Source organism: Arthrobacter sp. zg-Y916, assembly GCF_020907385.1.
Classification (GTDB): domain Bacteria; phylum Actinomycetota; class Actinomycetes; order Actinomycetales; family Micrococcaceae; genus Arthrobacter_B; species Arthrobacter_B caoxuetaonis.
Genome location: NZ_JAJJOD010000009.1, coordinates 1 through 20,776 on the forward strand (window position 1 = coordinate 1; position 20,776 = coordinate 20,776).

At 65.7% G+C, this 20,776-nt stretch carries 19 protein-coding genes and 1 riboswitch; of the genes, 3 read left to right on the forward strand and 16 right to left on the reverse strand.

Features of this window, described 5'->3' with window-relative positions; translation table 11 throughout:
• Positions 1–968, reverse strand: a 968-nt coding sequence (locus LOC59_RS13370) for an FAD-binding oxidoreductase (RefSeq protein WP_229972542.1), incomplete at its 3' end; no start/stop codon positions are given.
• Between the two features lie 22 nt (positions 969–990).
• Positions 991–2,799, reverse strand: coding sequence for an L-lactate permease (locus LOC59_RS13375; protein WP_229972544.1), 1,809 nt, complete (start codon positions 2,797–2,799; stop codon positions 991–993).
• A 194-nt stretch (positions 2,800–2,993) separates the two neighbouring features.
• Here LOC59_RS13375 and LOC59_RS13380 point away from each other — a divergent pair, with 194 nt between their 5' ends.
• Positions 2,994–3,749 carry an SDR family oxidoreductase gene (locus LOC59_RS13380; RefSeq protein ID WP_227916052.1) on the forward strand — a complete coding sequence of 252 codons (756 nt, stop codon included), beginning with the start codon at positions 2,994–2,996 and terminating at the stop codon, positions 3,747–3,749.
• A 9-nt stretch (positions 3,750–3,758) separates the two neighbouring features.
• Here LOC59_RS13380 and LOC59_RS13385 read toward each other — a convergent pair whose 3' ends face one another.
• From LOC59_RS13385 to gcvP, 8 genes are all read right to left on the reverse strand, one after another.
• Positions 3,759–5,324: an alanine/glycine:cation symporter family protein gene (locus LOC59_RS13385; RefSeq protein ID WP_229972546.1), complete on the reverse strand. Its 1,566-nt coding sequence runs from the start codon at positions 5,322–5,324 to the stop codon at positions 3,759–3,761.
• Positions 5,325–5,429: 105 nt separating this feature from the next.
• A complete protein-coding gene (locus LOC59_RS13390) occupies positions 5,430–5,849 on the reverse strand; it encodes a ChaB family protein (protein ID WP_227896022.1) in 420 nt (139 codons plus the stop codon).
• Positions 5,849–6,061 carry a hypothetical protein gene (locus LOC59_RS13395; RefSeq protein ID WP_229972548.1) on the reverse strand — a complete coding sequence of 71 codons (213 nt, stop codon included), beginning with the start codon at positions 6,059–6,061 and terminating at the stop codon, positions 5,849–5,851. The genes LOC59_RS13390 and LOC59_RS13395 overlap by 1 nt, the downstream gene beginning before the upstream one ends.
• A gap of 80 nt (positions 6,062–6,141) precedes the next feature.
• On the reverse strand, positions 6,142–7,551 hold the full coding sequence (locus LOC59_RS13400) for an L-serine ammonia-lyase (RefSeq protein ID WP_227896024.1): 1,410 nt from the start codon (positions 7,549–7,551) through the stop codon (positions 6,142–6,144).
• Positions 7,552–7,572: 21 nt separating this feature from the next.
• The gene (gene glyA / locus LOC59_RS13405; RefSeq protein WP_279324713.1) at positions 7,573–8,874 is read right to left on the reverse strand and encodes a serine hydroxymethyltransferase; all 1,302 of its coding nucleotides are present in this window, start codon (positions 8,872–8,874) and stop codon (positions 7,573–7,575) included.
• The gene (gene gcvH / locus LOC59_RS13410) at positions 8,871–9,248 is read right to left on the reverse strand and encodes a glycine cleavage system protein GcvH (RefSeq protein ID WP_227896025.1); all 378 of its coding nucleotides are present in this window, start codon (positions 9,246–9,248) and stop codon (positions 8,871–8,873) included. Before gcvH ends, glyA begins: the two co-directional genes overlap by 4 nt.
• A 192-nt stretch (positions 9,249–9,440) precedes the next feature.
• Positions 9,441–10,562 carry a glycine cleavage system aminomethyltransferase GcvT gene (gene gcvT, locus LOC59_RS13415; RefSeq protein WP_229972550.1) on the reverse strand — a complete coding sequence of 374 codons (1,122 nt, stop codon included), beginning with the start codon at positions 10,560–10,562 and terminating at the stop codon, positions 9,441–9,443.
• 15 nt (positions 10,563–10,577) lie between these two features.
• Positions 10,578–13,412: an aminomethyl-transferring glycine dehydrogenase gene (gene gcvP / locus LOC59_RS13420; RefSeq protein ID WP_229972552.1), complete on the reverse strand. Its 2,835-nt coding sequence runs from the start codon at positions 13,410–13,412 to the stop codon at positions 10,578–10,580.
• Positions 13,413–13,558: 146 nt separating this feature from the next.
• Positions 13,559–13,659, reverse strand: a riboswitch (glycine riboswitch).
• A 354-nt stretch (positions 13,660–14,013) separates the two neighbouring features.
• Between gcvP and cycA the strand changes: the two genes are divergently transcribed.
• Positions 14,014–15,504: a D-serine/D-alanine/glycine transporter gene (cycA, locus tag LOC59_RS13425; protein WP_227896028.1), complete on the forward strand. Its 1,491-nt coding sequence runs from the start codon at positions 14,014–14,016 to the stop codon at positions 15,502–15,504.
• Here cycA and LOC59_RS13430 read toward each other — a convergent pair.
• From LOC59_RS13430 to LOC59_RS13455, 6 genes are all read right to left on the reverse strand, one after another.
• A complete protein-coding gene (locus tag LOC59_RS13430) occupies positions 15,491–16,228 on the reverse strand; it encodes a hydrolase (protein ID WP_227916047.1) in 738 nt (245 codons plus the stop codon). The genes cycA and LOC59_RS13430 overlap by 14 nt on opposite strands.
• A 216-nt stretch (positions 16,229–16,444) precedes the next feature.
• Positions 16,445–17,056, reverse strand: a complete 612-nt coding sequence (locus LOC59_RS13435; protein WP_229972555.1) for an alkaline shock response membrane anchor protein AmaP — start codon at positions 17,054–17,056, stop codon at positions 16,445–16,447.
• Between the two features lie 11 nt (positions 17,057–17,067).
• Positions 17,068–17,658 (reverse strand): DUF6286 domain-containing protein, encoded by a 591-nt coding sequence (locus LOC59_RS16795; protein ID WP_229972557.1) that lies wholly within the window; start codon positions 17,656–17,658, stop codon positions 17,068–17,070.
• Positions 17,655–18,059 carry an Asp23/Gls24 family envelope stress response protein gene (locus LOC59_RS13445; RefSeq protein WP_229972559.1) on the reverse strand — a complete coding sequence of 135 codons (405 nt, stop codon included), beginning with the start codon at positions 18,057–18,059 and terminating at the stop codon, positions 17,655–17,657. The genes LOC59_RS16795 and LOC59_RS13445 overlap by 4 nt, the downstream gene beginning before the upstream one ends.
• Complete coding sequence (locus LOC59_RS13450) at positions 18,056–18,235, reverse strand: hypothetical protein (protein ID WP_227896033.1); 180 nt, start codon at positions 18,233–18,235, stop codon at positions 18,056–18,058. Before LOC59_RS13450 ends, LOC59_RS13445 begins: the two co-directional genes overlap by 4 nt.
• Before the next feature lie 59 nt (positions 18,236–18,294).
• A complete protein-coding gene (locus LOC59_RS13455) occupies positions 18,295–18,828 on the reverse strand; it encodes an Asp23/Gls24 family envelope stress response protein (RefSeq protein ID WP_229972561.1) in 534 nt (177 codons plus the stop codon).
• A gap of 346 nt (positions 18,829–19,174) precedes the next feature.
• Here LOC59_RS13455 and aceB point away from each other — a divergent pair, with 346 nt between their 5' ends.
• On the forward strand, positions 19,175–20,773 hold the full coding sequence (gene aceB, locus LOC59_RS13460; RefSeq protein ID WP_229972563.1) for a malate synthase A: 1,599 nt from the start codon (positions 19,175–19,177) through the stop codon (positions 20,771–20,773).
• The last annotated feature ends 3 nt before the right edge of the window (positions 20,774–20,776 follow it).

Below are 20,776 nucleotides of genomic sequence, written 5' to 3' on the forward strand. Positions count from 1 at the left end.
GCCGCAGCCTGCTCGTCGTCGACCGCGCGTTCACAGATACCAAAGGGTGAGACGGCGTCCATCACCACGTCCTGCTCCAGGAACGCGCCGTGCCCGTCGGTCTGGACCAGCAGGAAGGATGCGCCGCGGGAACGGTAGTCGGTGCCCAGTGCAGCGTCCACTGCTTCGAGGGTCTGCCTGTCCATCAGCTCCATCATGGACGGCTGGATGCGAGCCGCCACCACGGCCGACGCCGCCCGGGCCGCCTGCTCCACATTCGGGAAGAAGGCGGCAACCGTGGCGGTCTGCACAGGCAGCGGGCGCAGCCGCAGCGTTGCCTCGACGACGATGCCGAGCGTGCCTTCGGAACCGATCATCAAGGCGTTGAGGTCATAGCCGCTGACGCCCTTGATGGTTTCCCGTCCGGTGCGCAGTTCGCGTCCGTCAGCAAGAATCACGCGCAAGGCCAGCACAGCCTCACGGGTGACGCCGTACTTGGCGCAGCGCATACCCCCGGCATTGGTGGCGATGTTCCCGCCGATAGAGCAGATGGCGGTGCTGGCCGGGTCCGGTGCGTAGAAGAGCCCGTACTCTGCGGCGGCGGCGTTCAGTTCAGCGTTCAGCACTCCGGGCTCCACGACGGCGAGCTGCTCATCGGGATCGATGCGCAGGATTTGGTTCATACCGGAGACATCGAGGACGATTTCGCCCTGCCGGGCTGAGGAGGCTCCGGCCAGTCCGGTTCCGGCTCCGCGCGGAACCACCGGCACGCGGTGGGCGGTGGCCCGGCGCAGGACTTCCGCCACTTCCCCGGCGTCCTGGGCAAAGACCACTCCTTCCGGGAGGCTGGCAGCAACAAAGCCTGAACGGTCGGTGCTGGCTTTCAACCGGTCCTCGTGCTCCACGGAAGACCGGGCTGCTGCGCTGAGTACTGCAGCATGCCCTTCCGCAAAGGTGGTTCCGGGTGCGTTCAGGGACTCGGTGCTCACAGACTCTCCTTGCATTGGCAACTTAAGGAACCATCCAGCCGAGCACCGGCGTGGACTGGAGCCAGATCAGCAGGGTCATCAGGACCAGCAGCCCCAGGGACCAGCCGATCAGCTTGCGCAGCAGTGTGCCTTCCACCCCGTTGAGGCCCACTGCGGCTGCCGCAATGGCCAGGTTCTGCAGCGACAGCATCTTGCCCAGCACGCCGGCGGAGGAGTTCGACGCCGCCATCAGGGTGGGTGAGAGCCCGGTCTCCTCGGCGGCGGCCACCTGCAGCTGGCCGAACAGTGAGTTCGAGGACGTGTCCGAGCCGGTCAGCGCCACGCCGATCCAGCCCAGCAGAGGTGAAAGCAGGGCAAAGAAGCCGCCGGCGGAGGCGAGCGCGACGCCCAAGGTGGTGGTCTGCCCGGACAGGTTCATCACAAAGGACAGGGCGAGCACCGAACACACCGTGACAATCGTCCAGCGCAGGGTCTTCAGGGTGGCACCGTAGATCCGCACGCCCTTGGCCGGGGCGATGCGGTACAGGATCATCGTCAGGATGCCGGAGATCAGCAGCAGCGTGCCGGTGGCCTTGAGGTGGTCGAAGCGCAGGTTCTGGGCTCCCACCGGATCGCCGGAGGAGTTCACCACGTCCAGGCCCGGCCAGTGGAACGTCACCCCGCCCACCTGGGTCAGCCACGCCTTGATCGGCGGAATCTGCGCGAGCGAGAAGACCACAATGATGATCAGGTACGGAGCAACAGAGAGCCACACGCTGCGGGCAGCCGGACGGGTGTTATCGCGCGGTTCCTGCTGATTGCCTTCAGCATCGAGGCCTCCCCCGGTAGGGATGCCGGAGCCGCTGTTTCCCTTCCCCTGGCCGTCTCCGGCCCCGCCGGATTCACTGCTCCCGGTTGTTTTGGTAAGGGTGTCCGAACCTTCGCCGCCGACGGCGGCGGTGCTGCTGCGGACCCCGGCGGCGTCGTCGTTCATTGACTCCCCGGACATGCCGATCAGTTCCTTCGGCTGCCAGACCCGGAGCATCAGCAGCACGGCAATGACTGTGGCCACTGCGGCGACCACGTCAGTCAGCTCCACCACGAAGAAGTTCGAGGCCACGAACTGGGCCAGTCCGAACACGAAGCCGGCCACAAGGGCCACCGGCCAGGTCTGCCGGACCCCGCGTTTGCCGTCCACGATGAAGACCAGGATCAGCGGCACCACCAAGGCAATGAAGGGTGTCTGCCGGCCAGTCATGGAGGAGAGTTCCTGCAGCGGAATACCGGTGACTCCGTTCAGGGCGATAATCGGAGCGGCCATGGCCCCGAACGCCACCGGCGCGGTGTTGGCCAGGAGCGCCACAATCGCCGACTTCAGCGGTTTCATGCCGGCGGCCATGAGCATGGCTGCGGCGATGGCTACCGGGGCGCCGAATCCGGCCAGGGACTCCAGCAGCGCGCCGAAACAGAACGCGATCAGGATGGAGAGGATCCGCAGGTCATCGGAAATGGACCGGATGGTGCGTCCCAGCACATCAAACCACGGTGTGGCAACCGTGAGGTTGTAGATCCACAGGGCGTTGATGAGGATCCAGAGGATCGGGAAAACGGCGTAGAACGCGCCCAGCGCGGTGGCGGAGAGGGTCTGGTCCAGCGGCATGCCCCAGCCGAAGAGGGCCAGCAGGATGGAGAGCACCAGGGAAATAATGCCGGCCTGGTACGCCTTGAGCCGGAAAACCCCCAGCATCACAAACAACAGGAGCAGTGGAAGGGCGGCGAGGATGGCGGAAAGCACCAGGGAATCGCCGATTGGATCAAGGACCTGTTCATACTGCGCTGCTGGAAGATGCACAAAAACCCCTTTGTTTTTGCCGGACCGGATTTCCCCGGTCCTGCTGGTGCATAAGTTGGGTAGACCCTAGGCCCGAGGGTTCGGCACGGTCAACGGTGCAGCCCTGCCCTTTTTCCCAAGAGAGCACAAACTGCCCTTTTCAGCATGAACACGAACATTTTCCGCGCTTTCCATGGTTGGGGCAGGATATGTTCATGGGTTTGGATCATTCACTTCGTACGGCTGTCATCACCGGCGCGGGCTCAGGCATCGGCCGGGCCACGGCCAGGGCGTTCCTCGGAGCCGGCTGGCAGGTTGTGCTGGCGGGCCGCCGGGAAGCGGCGCTGCAGGAGACGGCCGATGGCGATGCCCGCGCGTTAGTGGTGCCTGCGGACGTCACCCGGCCCGACGACGTCGAACACCTCTTCCGGAGCGCCGCTGAAACCTTCGGCCGCGTGGACGTGCTGTTTAACAACGCCGGGAGCTTCGGCCCCTCCGGATCCGTGGACCAGGTCAGCCTGGACGACTGGAACACCACCATCGCCGTGAACCTCACCGGCACCATGCTCTGTGCCGCTGCGGCGGTGCGGCAGATGAAAGCGCAGGATCCACAGGGCGGACGGATCATCAACAACGGTTCCCTTTCCGCCATCGCCCCGCGCCCGCTCGCAGCTGCCTACACCGCCACGAAGCACGCCGTCACGGGACTGACGAAGTCCATTGACCTGGACGGACGGGCCTACGGGATCAGCTGCGCCCAGATCGACATCGGCAATGCTGCCACCGGATTGCTGGCGGGCATCACCACCGGCGGGGCGCTCCAGCCTGACGGGAGCCGCAGGGTGGAACCGACATTCCCTGCGGAAGAGGCGGCTCGCACGGTGCTGTTCATGGCCGAGCTGCCAGCGTCGGCCAATCCCGGATCCGTGGTTCTGACCGCGGCCGGAATGCCGTACCTGGGCCGGGGCTAGGACAAACGCTTACCGCACCGGGGCCGCATCCTCAATGTCCTCGTCGTCGATCCCCAGGATGTCCAGCTTCCCGCTCTTGCGGTCGGCCAGGTAGGCCTTCATCTCCCGCTTGATCACCGGCAGGAGCAGGTACACCCCGAGCAGGTTTACGAAGGCGCAAATGAACAGGGCCGCGTCGGTGAAGGAAATGACCTGGCTGAAGGAGAGGATGCAGCCGGCCACGGTGAAGGTCAGGAAGATGACCTTGTAGGCGATTTCCCGCTTCCGGCCCCGGCCGAAGAGGTACTCCCAGGCCTTGAGTCCGTAGTAGGACCACGTGATCAGGGTGGAGTAGGCAAACAGTGCGACGGCGACGGCCAGCACGATCGGGAACCACGGCAGCACGGTGGCAAACGCGTCGGAGGTGAGGATAACGCCGTCGGGAGCTCCACCGCCGCCCTGCACCTGATCGATGCCTGCCTGCAGGCTGGGGGCTCCGGCCATGACGATCGCCAGGGCGGTCATGGTGCAGATCAGCACCGTATCCACGAGCGGTTCGAACATCGCCACGAAGCCCTCGCTGACGGGACGGCGGGTCTTGACTGCCGAGTGCGCAATCGCGGCCGAGCCGACCCCGGCTTCGTTCGAGAAGGATGCCCGCTGGAAACCGACAATCATGACGCCGAGGATTCCGCCGGCGAAGCCCTCCGGCCGGAACGCACCCTCGATAATGGCGCCGAAGGCAGCGGGGACGTTCTCGAGGTTCACGGCAATCACCGCACCGCAGGCCAGGATGTAGATCGCCGCCATGGCCGGAACCAGCTTGGACGTGGTGGCGCCGATGGACTTGATGCCACCCAGGATGACGACGGCGACGAGGACGGCGAGGATCAGGCCGAAGAGAAGTGCGGCGCCGTCCGAGCCCATAAGGCCATCCTCGCCACCGGTGGCGTTGCGGACCTGGGCGAAAGTCTGGTTGGCCTGGAACATGTTGCCGCCGGCGACGCCGAACAGCAGGATCGCCACGGCGAAGACGCCGGTCAGCACCTTGGCGGGGAGCGAACCGAAACGTTGAAAGGCGACGGGAAGGTATTTGAAGGGGCCGCCGCTGACCGTGCCGTCCTCGTGGACCTCCCGGTACTTGACCCCCAGGGTGCATTCGGCGAACTTCGTGGCCATACCCAGCAGCCCGGCAAGGATCATCCAGAACGTGGCTCCGGGTCCGCCCAGTGCCATTGCCGCTCCGACGCCGGCGATGTTGCCCAGGCCCACCGTGCCGGACAGCGCGGAGGTGAGTGCCTGGAAGTGCGGCACTTCTCCGGGGTCCTCCTTGGTGGAGAACTTGCCGCGGACCACCTCAGCGGAGACCCGAAGACCGCGGAATTGGATGAAACCGAAATAGCAGGTGATCACCACTCCGGCAATGATCAGCCAGGCTACAACGATCGGGAAGCTGAAGTCCCCGATGGTCAGCGGGAAGAAGACAATGTCATTGAATGCCGTGGCAATGGGTTCCATGAACCCATTCACGGAGGTGTCTATGGTGCCGAGGATCCCGGAATCGGGTGCCAGCGGGACAGGAATACTTGCGGCCATGCGGCACCTCCGGAACTAGTAAGCAAGCTGAGTTAACTGCAGTACAGCTTTACCTAAGTCCCACGGGTAACACAAATCACACCCCAGGCGCTCTGTGAACGCTGGCTAGGAGCGGGCCTTCCGCGTCTCTTTCTCATTGGCCTTCTGGATGGCATTGACCAGCTCACCCTTGGTCATCCGGGAGCGTCCGGTGATGTCCAGCCGGGACGCGACGCCGTAAAGGTGTTCCTTGGTGGCGTTGGCATCCACACCCCCTGCGGTCGGGGCGCTGGATTTCCGGCCCTGCTCGGCTTTCTTGTCCGACGGGCCGCTGGCTTCCTTGGGTTCCCAGTGGTCGCCGACCTTCTCATACGTGTGCTTCAGCGACGCATACGCCGTCTGTGCAGCGCGCTGCTCGTCGCCGTACTCTTCGAGCGCTGAGTCATAGGTCTTGGCGAACGTGTCCTGCGCCTTCTTCTCCGAGCGTTCCAGGGTGGAGGGCAGTTCGCTCTTCTTCGCGGTACCGGCCTTGGTGGTCTTGGGCATTACTCATCCCCTTCCGGCGGGGCGGTGTCCGCGTCCGTGGCGGCACCCATGGCCTCCTGGACTTCGACGCTGTCCGTGTCATCCGCGAGAGGTTCCGGCTGGCGCCATTCCTGCGTGTGGCCAGGGACGGCGTTGCGGGTGAGGTCCCGGGTTTCGTGCTTCATTTCCTCATCCATGCGGCGCCCATGGGTGCTGTTTCCGCGTTCGGCCATGATGCTTTCCTTCCGGTCGGCGACTTACTCAGCGAACTTTCTGTCTACCACCCGGAAGGGTCCGCCTCAACCCGCTCGCGTCAACACTCCACGACGTTCACGGCGAGGCCGCCCATGGCGGTTTCCTTGTACTTCGAGCTCATGTCCCGGCCGGTTTCGCGCATGGTCACGATGACCTCATCCAGCGAAACCCGGTGCTCGCCGTCGCCCCACAGCGCCATTTTGGCCGCATTCACGGCCTTGCCGGCGCCGATCGCATTGCGCTCGATGCACGGAACCTGCACCAGCCCGCCGATCGGATCACAGGTCAGGCCAAGATTGTGTTCCATCGCGATCTCGGCGGCATTTTCCACCTGCTCGGGCGATCCGCCGAGGATTTCCGCCAGGCCTGCAGCGGCCATGGACGACGCCGAGCCCACCTCGCCCTGGCAGCCCACCTCCGCGCCGGAGATGGAGGCCTGCTCCTTATAGAGCACCCCGATCGCGCCTGCGGCAAGCAGGAAGCGGACGACGGCGTCGTCCTTCTGTTCCGGGGTGGCGGTGTCCATGCCGGGGCCGTAGTGCGTGGCATAGAAGAGCACGGCGGGGATAATTCCGGCGGCGCCGTTGGTCGGGGCGGTGACCACACGCCCGCCGGAGGCGTTCTCCTCGTTGACGGCGAGGGCCACCAGGTTCACCCACTCCTGCCAGAAACGGGGGTCCCGGGTAGGGTCTTCCTCGCGCAGCCGGGTGTGCCACTGGGGCGCCCGACGGCGGACCTTCAGTCCCCCGGGCAGCAGGCCGGAGCGGGAAATCGCCGAGTCCTTGCACTCATCCATCACGTCGCGGATGTGCAGCAGGCCTGCACGGATCTCTTCCTCGGACCGGGAGACCAGTTCGTTGGCGAGCATGACCTGACTGATCGAGAGCCCTGTGGCGGTGCAGTGTTCCAGCAACTGCACGGCGGTGCGGAAGGGATACGGGAGCGATTCCTTGGACGCTTCGAGTTCGACGGCGGCAAGATCCTCCTCGCCGTCGCGCACAATGAATCCGCCGCCCACGCTGTAGAACGTGGTTTCGTGCAGGACTTCGCCGTCCGCGTCGCTGGCTGCAAACCGGACGCCGTTGGTGTGCCGGGGAAGAATCGTCAACGGGTGCAGGATGAGGTCGTCGATTCCGTATTCAAGGGCCACCCCGCTGCCGAACTGGCCGCCGAGCTGGATCTTGCCGCTGGCCTGGATCTCCGCCAGCCGCTCTTCCATCTGGTCCGGGAGGATTTCTTCCGGGGCAAATCCTTCCAGCCCCAGCAGCACGGCAGGAAAAGTGCCGTGTCCACGGCCGGTCGCCGCGAGGGACCCGTACAGGTCCACGCGGAGACCGGCCACGGACTCCAGGACACCGGCTTCGGCCAGTTCAACGGCGAAGGCAGCGGCAGCCCGCATCGGCCCCACCGTGTGGGAGCTTGAGGGGCCGATGCCAACGGTGAACAAGTCGAAAACGCCAACAGCCATGCGGTGTCCTTTGGTTCGCGCCTAGACGCGGGTGGGTGCTCCGGCAAGGTCGGCGACCTGCGGATAGAGCGGGTGCGCCGCGGCCAGCGCGTGGACGCGGTCCTTCAGTGCGCTGAGGTCCTCGCCGTTCCCGGCAATGAGCGCCAGCGCGATGATATCTGCGACTTCTTCAAATGCCGCCTGGTCGAAGCCGCGGGTGGCCAGCGCCGGCGTGCCGATACGCAGACCAGAGGTCACCATGGGCGGCCGCGGATCGAACGGCACAGCGTTCCGGTTGACGGTGATGTCGATCTGCGCGAGCCGGTCTTCGGCCTGCTGCCCGTCCAGTTCGGCGTTGCGGAGGTCCACCAGGACCAGGTGCACGTCGGTGCCGCCGGAAACCACGGAGATACCCTTCGCAGCGACGTCCTCGGCGAGCAGCCGGTCGGCGAGGATGCGGGAGCCGGCCAGGGTGCGTTCCTGGCGTTCGCGGAACTCCGGGGTGGCGGCGATCTTCAGCGCGGTGGCCTTGCCGGCAATCACGTGTTCCAGCGGCCCGCCCTGCTGCCCGGGGAAGACAGCGGAGTTGATCTTCTTGGCGATGTCCGCGTCGTTGGAGAGGATGATGCCGCCGCGCGGACCGGCCAGGGTCTTGTGCGTGGTGGAGGTAACCACGTGGGCGTGCGGAACCGGGCTGGGGTGCAGTCCGGCCGCGACCAGTCCGGCGAAGTGCGCCATGTCCACCATGAGGTAGGCACCCACCTCGTCGGCGATGCGGCGGAACGCCTCGAAGTCCAGCTGGCGCGCGTAAGCGGACCAGCCGGCGACGATCAGCTTCGGCTTGTGCTCCCGGGCCAGGCGCGCGACGTCGTCCATGTCCACGGTGTGGGTGGTTTCGTCCACACCGTAGGGAACGATGTTGTACAGGCGGCCGGAGAAGTTGATCTTCATGCCGTGCGTCAGGTGGCCGCCGTCGGCCAGGGAAAGCCCCAGCACGGTGTCACCCGGACGGATCAGCGCATGCATCACGGACGCGTTGGCCTGCGCACCGGAGTGCGGCTGGACGTTCGCGAAGTTTGCGCCGAACAGTGCCTTGGCGCGGTCGATTGCCAGCTGCTCAATGACGTCAACGAATTCGCAGCCGCCGTAGTAGCGGCGCCCGGGGTAGCCCTCGGCGTACTTGTTGGTCAGCACGGAGCCCTGGGCTTCCATGATGGCCACCGCGGTGTGGTTCTCGGAGGCGATCATCTCCAGGCCGTCCTGCTGCCGGCGGCGCTCGTTGTCGATCTGCTCGGCAACCTCGGGATCGATCTCCGCGAGGTGCGAGTTCAGGAAATCGGTCACAGCTCGCCGCCGTTCTTCTCGGCGTAATCGGCAGCGCTCATCAGCTCGCCCTCCTCCGTGACCTCAACGGTGAACAGCCAGCCGGCGCCGTACGGGTCCTCGTTCAGGATGGCCGGGTTGTCCACGGCTTCCTGGTTGATCTCCACGATGGTGCCGGAGACCGGAGCGTAGAGGTCCGAGACGGACTTGGTGGACTCGACCTCGCCGCAGGTCTCACCTGCAGTGACGGTGTCGCCGACGGCGGGGAGGTCGACGTAGACGACGTCGCCCAGGGCGTCAGCGGCGACGGCGGAAATCCCGACCTTTACGGGGCTGGACGCGTCTACCCATTCGTGTTCGGCGGAGTAGCGGAGGGAGGAGTCAACTTTGCTCATGGGATGTGCCTTTCGGAAGCTGGAGTCGTTGGTTCAAAGTCTACGGATGTGGCGTTGTCGAGCGGGCGTCTGGGGCAGACGGTACGGCACCGACAAGCTGGCCGGCTTGGTGCCATCCCCATCGAGAGGGCAGTTGCGGCTCGTTTCAGGGCTGAAAAGAGCCGTAAGTGGCCTCTCGGCGGGAGGGACGTCTTACTTGTCGCGCTTGTAGAACGGGAGCTGGACGACTTCGAAGGGTTCGGGTTTGCCGCGGAGGTCGACGTCCAGGGCGGTGCCGGGCTCGGAGAAGGCTGCGTCGACGTAGGCCAGGGCGACCGGGTAGCCGAGGGTGGGGCTGGGAGCGCCGGAGGTGACTTCTCCGACGACCTCGCCGTCCTTGAGGACCGGGTAGTGCGAGCGGGCCGACCGGCGGCCGGAACCCTTGAGTCCCACCAGTTTGCGCGCCGGGGTCTGCTCCTTCTTGGCGGCGAGGGCCGCGCGGCCCACGAAGTCGCCGTCCTTGGAGAGTGCGACGACGCCGCCGAGGCCGGCCGCGTAGGGGTCCAGGTCCAGGCTGAGCTCATTGCCGTAGAGCGGCATCCCGGCTTCCAGGCGCAGCGAGTCGCGGCAGGCGAGGCCGGCCGGGACCAGTCCGCGTCCGGCACCCGCGGCGAGCAGCGCCTGCCACAGGGCCGGCGCGGAGTCGTTCGGAACGTAGATCTCGAAACCGTCCTCACCGGTGTAACCGGTGCGTGCCACCAGCAGGTCAGCGGTCCGCTCATCGAAGGCGAGGGGCACGGTGGCGGCGGCGTAGTACTTCATGCCGGTGACCAGCTCCTGCTGTCCAGCGGGCACCAGTTCCAGCAGGATTGCTTCGGCCTCAGGGCCCTGAACGGCGACCAGGGAGGTGACGGCAGTCTTGTCCTCCACAGCGACGTCGAACCCTTCGGCACGCGCCGCCAGCTCGGCGGCAACAACAGCTGCGTTGCCCGCGTTCGGGACCACCAGGTAGGACTCTTCCTCGAGGCGGTAGCTGATCAGGTCGTCGATGATCCCGCCGTCGGCGCCCGTGATCAGCGAATACTTGGCCCGGCCCACGGCGACGGCCGAAAGCCTGCCGGTCAGCGCGTAGTCCAGGAACGCGGCGGCGTCCGGTCCCGTGACCTCCACTTCGCCCATGTGGGAGAGGTCGAAGAGGCCGGCGGCCTTGCGCACCGCATGGTGCTCAGCCAGCTCGGAGCTGTATTTGAGCGGCATCTGCCAGCCGCCAAAGTCGGTGAAAGAAGCACCCAGGCGTTTGTGCTCTTCGTAAAGCGCGGTGTACTGCTCAGTCATGTCGGTGGGTCCCCTTTAGTTTTCGAAGTCTTCGATCGGCGGGCAGGAGCACACCAGGTTGCGGTCCCCCGCGGCGCCGTCGATGCGGCCCACGGGCGGGAAGTACTTATCCATGCGCAGGGTCTTCAGCGGGAAAACGGCCTGTTCGCGCGGGTACGGCCGTGTCCACTCGTTGCCTGCCGCGACGGTTGCAGTGTGCGGGGCGTTCCGCAGCGGGCTCTCCTCCACAGGGAAGTCACCGGCAGCCACCTGGTCGATCTCGGCACGGATCGCGATCATCGCGTCGATGAACCGGTCAATCTCGCCCTGGTCCTCAGACTCGGTGGGCTCCACCATCAGGGTGCCCGCCACCGGGAAGGAGAGGGTCGGGGCGTGGAAACCGTAGTCCACCAGCCGCTTGGCCACGTCCTCGGCCGTGACGCCGGTCTTCGCCGTGAGTTCACGCAGGTCCAGGATGCACTCGTGCGCAACCAGGCCGCCCTTGCCGGTGTAGAGCACCGGGAAGTAGTCGTTCAGGCGGGCTGCCACATAGTTCGCGGCCAGCAGGGCGCTCTTGGTCGCGGCGGTCAGGCCGTCCCCACCCATCAGCCGGACGTAGGCCCAGGAGATCGGCAGCACGCCGGCCGAGCCGAAACGGGACGCCGAGATCGGGATATCGTCGCCGCCGTCCCAGGCTGCGGCATTGCCGGGCATAAACGGTGCCAGGTGTGCCTTGGCTGCAACCGGGCCGACGCCGGGACCGCCGCCGCCGTGCGGGATACAGAAGGTCTTGTGCAGGTTCAGGTGGGAGACGTCGCCGCCAAACTCGCCGGGCTGGGCCAGGCCCACCAGGGCGTTGAGGTTCGCGCCGTCGATGTAGACCTGGCCGCCTGCCTCGTGCACGGCGTCGCAGACGTCGCGGACGTCGTCGTCGTACACCCCGTGGGTGGAGGGGTAGGTGATCATGATCGCGGCAAGGTTCTCGCGGTGGGCGTCGATCTTGGCGCGCAGGTCTGCGTGGTCGATCGCACCGTCACCGGCGGTGCCGACGACGACGACCTTCATTCCGGCCAGCACGGCGGAGGCCGCGTTGGTGCCGTGCGCCGAGGCTGGGATCAGGCAGATGTTGCGCTGTTCCTCGCCGCGGGAATGGTGATAGCCGCGGATCGCCAGCAGCCCGGCGAGTTCGCCCTGGGAGCCGGCATTGGGCTGGATCGAGACCTGGTCGTACCCGGTGATCGTGGCCAGCTGGGCTTCCAGGTCCTCGATCAGTTCGCGCCAGCCCTCGGTCTGGGAATCGGGCGCAAAGGGGTGGATTGAGGCGAACTCCGGCCAGGTCATGGCCTGCATTTCGGCGGTGGCGTTGAGCTTCATGGTGCACGAGCCCAGCGGGATCATGGTCCGGTCCAGGGCCAGGTCGCGGTCCGAGAGGCGGCGAAGGTAGCGCAGCATCTGGGTCTCGGAGCGGTAGGAGGAGAACACCGGGTGGGTCATGAAGTCCGAGGTGCGCAGCAGCCCGGCCGGCAGTTCGAACCCGGCAGCTTCGGCAGCTTCGGCGCCAAAGGCGGCAGCGACGTCGGCGATCACGGCGTCCGTGGTGGTCTCGTCCGCGGAGACCCCCACGGTGTCCGCGTCGACCAGGCGCAGGTTGATGCCCTTGGCCTCGGCAGCGGCCACCACGTCGGCGGCGCGTCCGGGAACGCGGGCGGTAACCGTGTCGAAGAAGGTGTCCGAGACCAGTTCCATTCCGGCGCTGGAGAGCGCGGTGGCCAGTGCCCGGGCATGGCCGTGAGCGCGCAGGGCGATTGCCTTCAGCCCTTCGGGGCCGTGGTAGACGGCGTACATAGACGCCACGATTGCCAGCAGCGCCTGGGCGGTGCAGATGTTGGACGTGGCCTTCTCGCGGCGGATGTGCTGCTCACGGGTCTGCAGCGCCAAGCGGTAGGCGGGGGTCCCGGCGGAATCCTTGGAGACACCCACCAGGCGGCCGGGCAGCGAGCGCTCCAGCCCCTTGCGCACAGCCATGTACGCTGCGTGCGGACCGCCGAAGAAGAGCGGCACGCCAAAACGCTGCACGGAGCCGACGGCGATGTCGGCCCCCTGCTCGCCGGGAGGAGTCAGAAGCGTGAGGGCCAGCAGGTCGGCTGCGACGGTGACCAGCGCGCCGCGTTCCTTGGCTTCCGCGATCAGCGCGGACTGATCGCGGACGGCACCGGAAACGCCGGGCTGCTGGAGCACGACGCCGGTGATCTCGCCGTCGGGCAGGCCTGCGGCGAGGTCAGCAACCTCGACCTCGAAGCCCAGGGCCTTGGCGCGGCCCTTAACGATGGCGATGGTCTGGGGCAGGGCGTCGGCGTCGAGGACGATCTTGCCCTCGGACTTGGCCTTGTTGGAGCGGCGCATCAGCAGCACTGCTTCGGCGACGGCGGTGGCTTCGTCCAGCAGCGATGCGTTGGCAACCGGGAGCGCGGTGAGGTCCTGGACCATGGTCTGGAAGTTCAACAGCGCTTCGAGGCGTCCCTGGGAGATTTCCGGCTGGTACGGGGTGTAGGCGGTGTACCAGGCGGGGTCTTCGACGACGTTGCGCAGGATCACCGGCGGCGTGTGGGTGTCGTAGTAGCCCTGGCCGATCATCTGCACGGCGGTCTTGTTCTTGGCGGCGATCTTCCGCAGTGCGGCGACTGTTTCCTGCTCGCTCTGCGCCGCGTTCAGCACCAGCGGAGCGTCCTGCCGGATGGCTGCGGGGACGGCTGTGTCCACGAGGTTATCCAAGGTGTCGTAGCCGACGGCCTTGAGCATGGCGTCGGTTTCTGTCGCACGGGCGCCGATATGGCGGTCTAGGAAGGCTGCGGTGGACGGGACTGCTGTCATGAGAGGCTCCAAAAGGCGGGCGAGGGTACGCCAATAAGACGATTGGTTCCTCCCCGCTCTGTATTGGACCTGAGAGATTCCGCGGGTGTGATCCGCTTGCACCGTCGGTGAGGAACCGGCGTGCCGGTCCTGCTTTCCAGAGTTGCCTCGCTGTGGCGGTACAGGGGCCTGAGAGATTCCCGGGGAGGGTTTGCTCCTACGGCGCCCGCGTCAACGTTGATTCGCGGGACTCTCCCGCCACGGCTGCAAAAGGCATATTCAGTTGGGACTGCATTCCTGACTCTAGCCTGCCGCCAAGACCGCTTCAAGGTATGACGTGGAACATGCTTTTGCGGGTTCGACGCTGCTCAGGAGGGGTGTAGCGGGCTTCGTGGCGCAACAAGGCAGACACACACGACGAGCCATCCCCAGGAACTTGTGCTTCCGGCCACACCAAGCACACCGGCCCCTGCAGTCCTGCCCCAAATTGACATGGCCGCGAGCACTGCAGAAACTGAATTGGTCGGCGGTTTCGCCACATCTCATGAGGCTCATTGATAACCGGTGTAAGCAGCGTGTCTTGGCGGCGGCGCGCCGATCGGTGCCTATGAGAAAGAACTCCATGCCAGGTAGCTCCACCCCCGTGTCCAGCACGGCGCAGTCCCCCGCAGTTTCCAGTTCCCAGGACCCGAACCTTTCGCGTTCGCTCTCCAGCCGCCACATCCAGCTCCTCGCCATTGGCGGAGCCATCGGCACAGGCCTGTTCATGGGTTCCGGTAAGACGATCTCCGTTGCAGGGCCGTCGGTCATCTTCGTCTACATGGTCATCGGCTTCATGCTGTACTTCGTGATGCGGGCGATGGGCGAACTGCTCCTTTCCAACCTGCGCTACAAGTCCTTCAGCGACTTCGCCTCCGACCTGCTGGGTCCCTGGGCCGGCTTCTTCACGGGCTGGACCTACTGGTTCTGCTGGGTGGTCACCGGCATTGCCGACGTCGTGGCGATTGCCCACTACGTGACCTTCTGGTGGGCCGAGATTCCGCTGTGGATTCCGGCGCTGGCGTGCATCCTCCTGCTGGTGGCGCTGAACCTTCCCACTGTGAAGGCCTTCGGTGAGACCGAGTTCTGGTTCGCCCTGATCAAGATCATCGCCATCCTGACCCTGATCGTCGTGGGCCTTGCCATGATCCTCACCGGCTTCGAATCCGAACCCGGCAAGACAGCCAGCTTCGGCAACCTGTGGGAAAACGGCGGGTTCTTCCCCACCGGTCCCATGGGCTTCGTCGCCGGTTTCCAGATTGCCGTCTTCGCGTTCGTGGGCATTGAGCTGGTCGGCACCGCCGCAGCTGAAACCAAGGATCCGGAAAAGAACCTGCCGAAGGCGATCAACTCCATTCCGCTGCGCATCATGCTCTTCTACGTAGGCGCGCTGGTGATCCTGATGGCAGTCATCCCGTGGACGGAATTCAGTGCGGACGAGAGTCCGTTCGTTGGCATGTTTGCCCTCGCCGGGCTGGGCACGGCCGCCGCCGTCGTCAATTTCGTGGTCCTGACATCCGCGGCGTCCTCCGCCAACTCGGGTATCTATTCCACCTCGCGGATGGTCTTTGGCCTGGCGCACGACGGCGACGCCCCCAAGGCGTTTGGCCGCCTGTCCCGCCGCAAGGTTCCCCAGAACGCACTGTTCTTCTCCTGCACCTTCCTTCTGGCCGGCGTCGTCCTGCTGTATGCCGGCGATTCGGTCAGTGCGGCGTTCACCATGGTGACCACCATTTCGGCGCTGTGCTTCATGTTTGTCTGGACCATCATCCTGTTCAGCTACCTCGCCTACAGGCGCCGGCGTCCGCACCTGCACCGGGAGTCGAAGTTCAAGCTGCCCGGCGGCCGGCCCATGGTCTACGTGGTCTTGGCGTTCTTCGGCTTCATTGTCTGGGCCTTGACTACGCAGACGGACACGCTCACGGCCCTGCTGGTGACGCCCATCTGGTTCGTGCTCCTGGGCGCCGTGTACGCCGTACTGCGCCGCACGCCGCTCCACCAGGCGCGGGTCGCCGAGTACAAGTCGATGGCCAAGGCCGAACGGGAAGCAGTGAAGTCGCTCAGCCGCGCGTGAACTTGAGGTAGCGGCGGGCCGAATCCTGCACGATCCGGTCCGCCCCGCGGGGCAGGATGTAGTCCCACCACGCGCCGTAGAGCCGTTCGTAGGACAGCGGCGCCAGCAGTTCCGCCGCCGCTTCCACCACATCCGGGCGCTCCGGGATGAGGTTGGGATAGCTGTACATAAACGCGACATGGTTGAAGTCCGGGATGACCTGGACAATGTCTCCGCTGAAGAGGGCTCCGGCACCGTCCGGGTCGTCTGCCCAGTGCATGACTGTCCCGCCGGCGAAGTGGACGCCCGGGCGGTACAGGACCAGTCCCGCGGCAAGGTCCAGCCGGTCGCCGTCCCAGAACTGCAGGGCGGGATCGCTTCGGCCCACCCATTCCCGGTCCGCAATGTGCAGGTAGACCGGGACACCGAACTCCCGGGCCCAGTCCACCATTGTGGAGTAGTAGTGGGGGTGGCTGATGGCTATGGCCGTCAGCCCGCCTTCGGCATTGATGTAGTCGATCAGTTCCTCATCCAGGTACGGCACGCAGTCCCAGAGCACGTTGCCCTCCGTCCCCTTGACCAGCAGGGCCCGCTGGCCAATCGCGAACTTCGGTTCGCAGCCCACGCCGAGGACACCGGGCCCCTGCGGATGCACGCTGGCACGGCGGGCACCGGACCGGAGCCGGGTCAGGGTGGTCCATTCCTGACCGGATTGCGGGACGTACTGCCGCTCGTCCTCGCACACAGGGCAATCAGGGCGCGGGCCAGAGTACTGCGTCCCGCAGGTGACGCAGATCGGATAGTCGTTTGGCGGGAGTGCTTCCCTAAAGTGCTGCACCATCGTCAGTAACCCGTTCATGAGCAGGTGTCCGAAGTGCCGGTCAGGCTACCGGGCGGCGGCGGCCTGCGACACCGCGGGCAACGGGTTCCGTACCATTTTTGCGATAACGATTCCGTAACCTCAGTAGACCACTGTGCCCGTGGATTCCACGGTGTTGCCCAGCTGCGCACTCCGGGCGCTGACCTCCAGGCTGATCCCCACGGTATGCAGCGGGGTTTCCAGTGCCTGGCTCAGGTTAGGCAGGACGTCCGAGCAGACGCGCCGCAGGGACTCCTGAATGTCGCTGCGCTCGTTCACCGTCAGGCGCATGGCGACGTCGGGCGAATCTGCCGTTCCACGCAGCAGCACCGATGAATCAACCACGCCCGGAACGCTGTTGGCGTCGTGCTCGACGGCGCGGGCCAGGACACCCGGCTCACAGGTGGTGATGCCGCGGGCGGGGTCCTCCTGCAGCCGGAACCCCGAGGCACCCTTCTTGCGCGGAACTTCGGCGAGGAGCCACCACAGTCCCAGGATCCCCAGGATGATCCCTGCGATCAGGACCGAGGGCGCTACCCAGTCCGGCTGGAGCAGGGTTTCGGGCCCGTCCGGGAGCACGGCGCTGTCCGGTCCGGGCGTCATGCCGCCCAGGACACCTGCCGAGAGCAGCAGCGAGAGGATCCCTGCGGCCAGCAGCACGGCTCCGATGATGATCAGCCACGTCCGGTTCGTCGCTCCTGCATGATGTCGCATGGCGCGTCCTTTCAGTCACTGGAGCGGATGAAGACCTTGACGCCGGGAACCGGGTCCAGGCCGGAGGCTTCCAGCCGGGACCGCACGCCCTCGCCTACCCAGCGGTGGAGATCGCGGGTGTCATGCAGCGCCGTCGAGGCGGTCACCCTGACTTCGCGGTCCGTAGCCGTGGCGGAAGCGGAGGAGACGCCGTCGATGTGTTCGCAGGTTGCAGCAGCAAGCTGCGCCACGGCACGGCGGGACATCACGGCTTCCGGCTCACCGCTCACGCTATGGGCAGAAGAGGACCCGCCGGCGTCCGGCACCCGAACCGAAAGTGCATGGAACCGCCCGGGAAGGACACCGGCAAGCAGCAGGATCAGCCCGGCCGCTGCCACCAGCGCGCCTAGGGTCCAGACGGCAGTGCTGTTCCACGCCTGTTCCGAGAACCAGGTGAACGGTTCGGTGAAGGCCTGGGACCAGGACCCGGTGGTGAGGCGGAATACTGCGCTCCACACGAGGGCAACCCCCAGCGCCACGAGCAGCACCGCACAGATAGTCGCCGCAACCGAACGGCTGGGGCGCTGCCGCAGAGCGACCGGTGGTCTCTCCGGCCGGCTCACAGCAGCTTCCTCTGACCCGAAGACCCGTTCCGGGGCAGAAGCCACGCCACCGTAATGTCCACCTGCCGAACCTGGACACCGGTCAGTTCGGTCACGCGCTCGGCTATCCGCTGGCGCAGCTGATCCGTCGCCCGGCGCAGGGGCAAGGGGTAGGGGAGCCCTGCGGTTACCTTCAGGCTGGCGATGTTCCCCGCCAATGCGACAGTCGCATCCGGGCGGGCTCCGAAGTCCGCGCGGGCGCCCATTCCCAGGAACCCGCCCGAAGTGCCGCCCGCCTGTGTCTCGTCCCTGGCCACCTGGGCCGCGATTTTCTCCAGCACCTTCCGGGACATGGAAGTGCTGCCGCGGTCTCCGACATCACGGCGCGGGCGCCGGGCGGCCTGGACCTGCGCTGTGGTCATCTGCTGGACGCCCTTCCGAACATCCCCGCCATGTCCAGTTTCCCGTCAGCTGCCATGCCGACAAGCAGGCCGACGAGTCCGAACAGGATGGTCACCAGGAAGGCGAACCACCCGCCGAAAGCCAGGACAATTCCCAAGACCACACCAACTGCTAAGCACCATCTCGTTGCAGACATGGACGCTCTCCTTAGTACATTTGTGGGTCCGGCCCGTTATCGCGGGCCGGCGGGACCGCCTACTGGAGGCGGTCCGAAGGCTTCTGGCTGTGGCTCCCGCTATCGTCGCCCTCGCTGCCTTCACCGGGCAGCTGGACGTCGGTAACGTTCACGTTCACTTCCAGTACTTCCAGGCCGGTGGCATTCTCCACCGAGCGGATCACATTGCGGCGGATTCCCTGGCTGACCTCCACGATGGAGTACCCGTACTCGACGACGATGCTCACGTCGATCGCTGTCTGCCGCTCGCCTTTCTCCACCGAGACGCCGTTGCTGACGTTGGTCTGCGAACCGGGTATCCGGTCCGTGACGGCGCTGAACGCCCGCCTGGTCGCGTTGCCCATCGCAGCGACACCGGGTACCTCCCGGGTCGCGATACCGGCCAGCTTCTGGACCACCGTTTCTTCTATGGTCGTATCACCCCGCGGCGTGTGGAGCGGACCCGAACGGCGTTCATCTCCGATGGCGCCCTCAGTGCTGCCCTGAGTGCTGCTGGATGCAGGCTGCGCTGTTGTGGAGGAAGAATGTCCAGGGTTATTTGCGGATTCTGACATCGCACTCATCTCCTGAAAAATGGTGTCCGGAATCGGATCACGTACTTCCATTAAGACGGCACGGTGCCCGTAGCGTCACCCTTCGCCCCATTATTTATGCCGACGGCGGCAAGATTCCCTGCCGCCGTCGAAGGCAATTCCTCCCACGCTTACAGCGCAGCCCTGCGGGCCAACTGTGCCGCGGGAACCGTGCGCTACCCTTGCCCTTACCCCGGACGGACCATAATATTCACGATACGAAAGAACTTTTTCATTTTTGACGGATTCCAGATTTTTTGATTCCGACCTGATGACGTTCACCGGCGGAGAACCGCAACGAAGCAGACCTGCAAGAGGGAGTAACGCCATGGCCATTGAACTATCCGATCCGCGTCCCGCAGATGGTGCCGAAACCATCCTGACTCCGGAAGCGCTTGCCTTTGTGGAAGAACTCCACCGGCGCTTCGCCTCCACCCGCAACGACCTCCTCGCTGCCCGCACGGCACGCCGCGAGGCTATTGCCGCCGGGGAAACCCTGGATTTCCTGCCCGAGACCGCCGAAATCCGCGAAGGTGACTGGAAGGTCGCGCCCGCGCCGCCCGCACTGCAGGACCGGCGGGTGGAGATGACCGGCCCGGCGTCACCGGCCAAAATGGCGATCAATGCCCTGAACTCCGGAGCCAAGGTCTGGCTGGCCGACCTGGAAGACGCTTCCACTCCGACGTGGCACAACGTGGTGGATGCGGAGTACAACCTGTACCGGGCTGCCCGCGGTGACCTCTCCTTCACCTCACCCGAGGGCAAGGAGTATGCCCTGCGCACGGACGCGCCGCTCGCCGTCGTCGTGATGCGCCCGCGCGGCTGGCACCTGCCGGAGAAGCACGTGATGATCGACGGCGAACCCGCGGTGGGCGCCCTGGTCGACTTCGGCCTGCACTTCTTCCACAACGCCAAGCAGCTGCTGGAGAACGGACAGGGGCCGTACTACTACCTCCCCAAGATGGAGAGCCACCTCGAAGCCCGGCTGTGGAACGACGTGTTCACCTTCGCTGAGGATTACGTTGGCGTCCCGCAGGGTTCGGTCCGCGCCACGGTCCTGATCGAGACGATTCCGGCAGCCTTCGAGATGGAGGAAATCCTCTATGAACTGCGCGAGCATGCCGCCGGCCTGAACGCCGGACGCTGGGACTACCTGTTCAGCATGATCAAGGTCTTCCGTGACTCTGGGAAGGACTTCCTGCTCCCGGACCGCGCCGATGTTGCCATGACTGCCCCGTTCATGCGCGCCTACACGGAATTGCTGGTCAAGACGTGCCACCGGCGGGGCGCCTTTGCCATGGGCGGCATGGCGGCCTTCATCCCCAACCGGCGCGAACCCGAGATCACGGCCAAGGCCTTCGAGAAGGTCACCGCAGACAAGACCCGCGAAGCCAATGACGGCTTCGACGGTTCCTGGGTGGCGCACCCTGACATGGTGGACACCTGCCGCGAAGTCTTCGACTCCGTCCTCGGCGAGAAGCCGAACCAGGTGGACAAGCTCCGCGAGGAAGTCTCCGTAACGGCAAAGGACCTGCTGGACGTCACCACCGCGGAAGGGGCGATCACCGAAGCCGGACTGCGTTCCAACCTCTACGTCGCGGTGGCTTACACGGCCGTCTGGCTCTCCGGCAACGGCGCCGTGGCCATCCACAACCTGATGGAAGACGCCGCGACCGCGGAGATCTCCCGTTCCCAGGTGTGGCAGCAGGTCCGCAACTCCGTCACGCTGGAAGACACCGGCGAAACCGTGACGGAGGATCTGGTCAAGCGCCTGCTGGCCGAGGAAACCGAACGCCTGCGCGGGGAAGTAGGGGAGGAAGCCTTCTCGAAGTACTACGCCCCGGCCAGCGAGCTTATCGGGCGCATCAGCCTGGCCGAGAACTACCCTGACTTCCTCACCCTGCCCGCCTACGAGCTCATCGACTAGCGG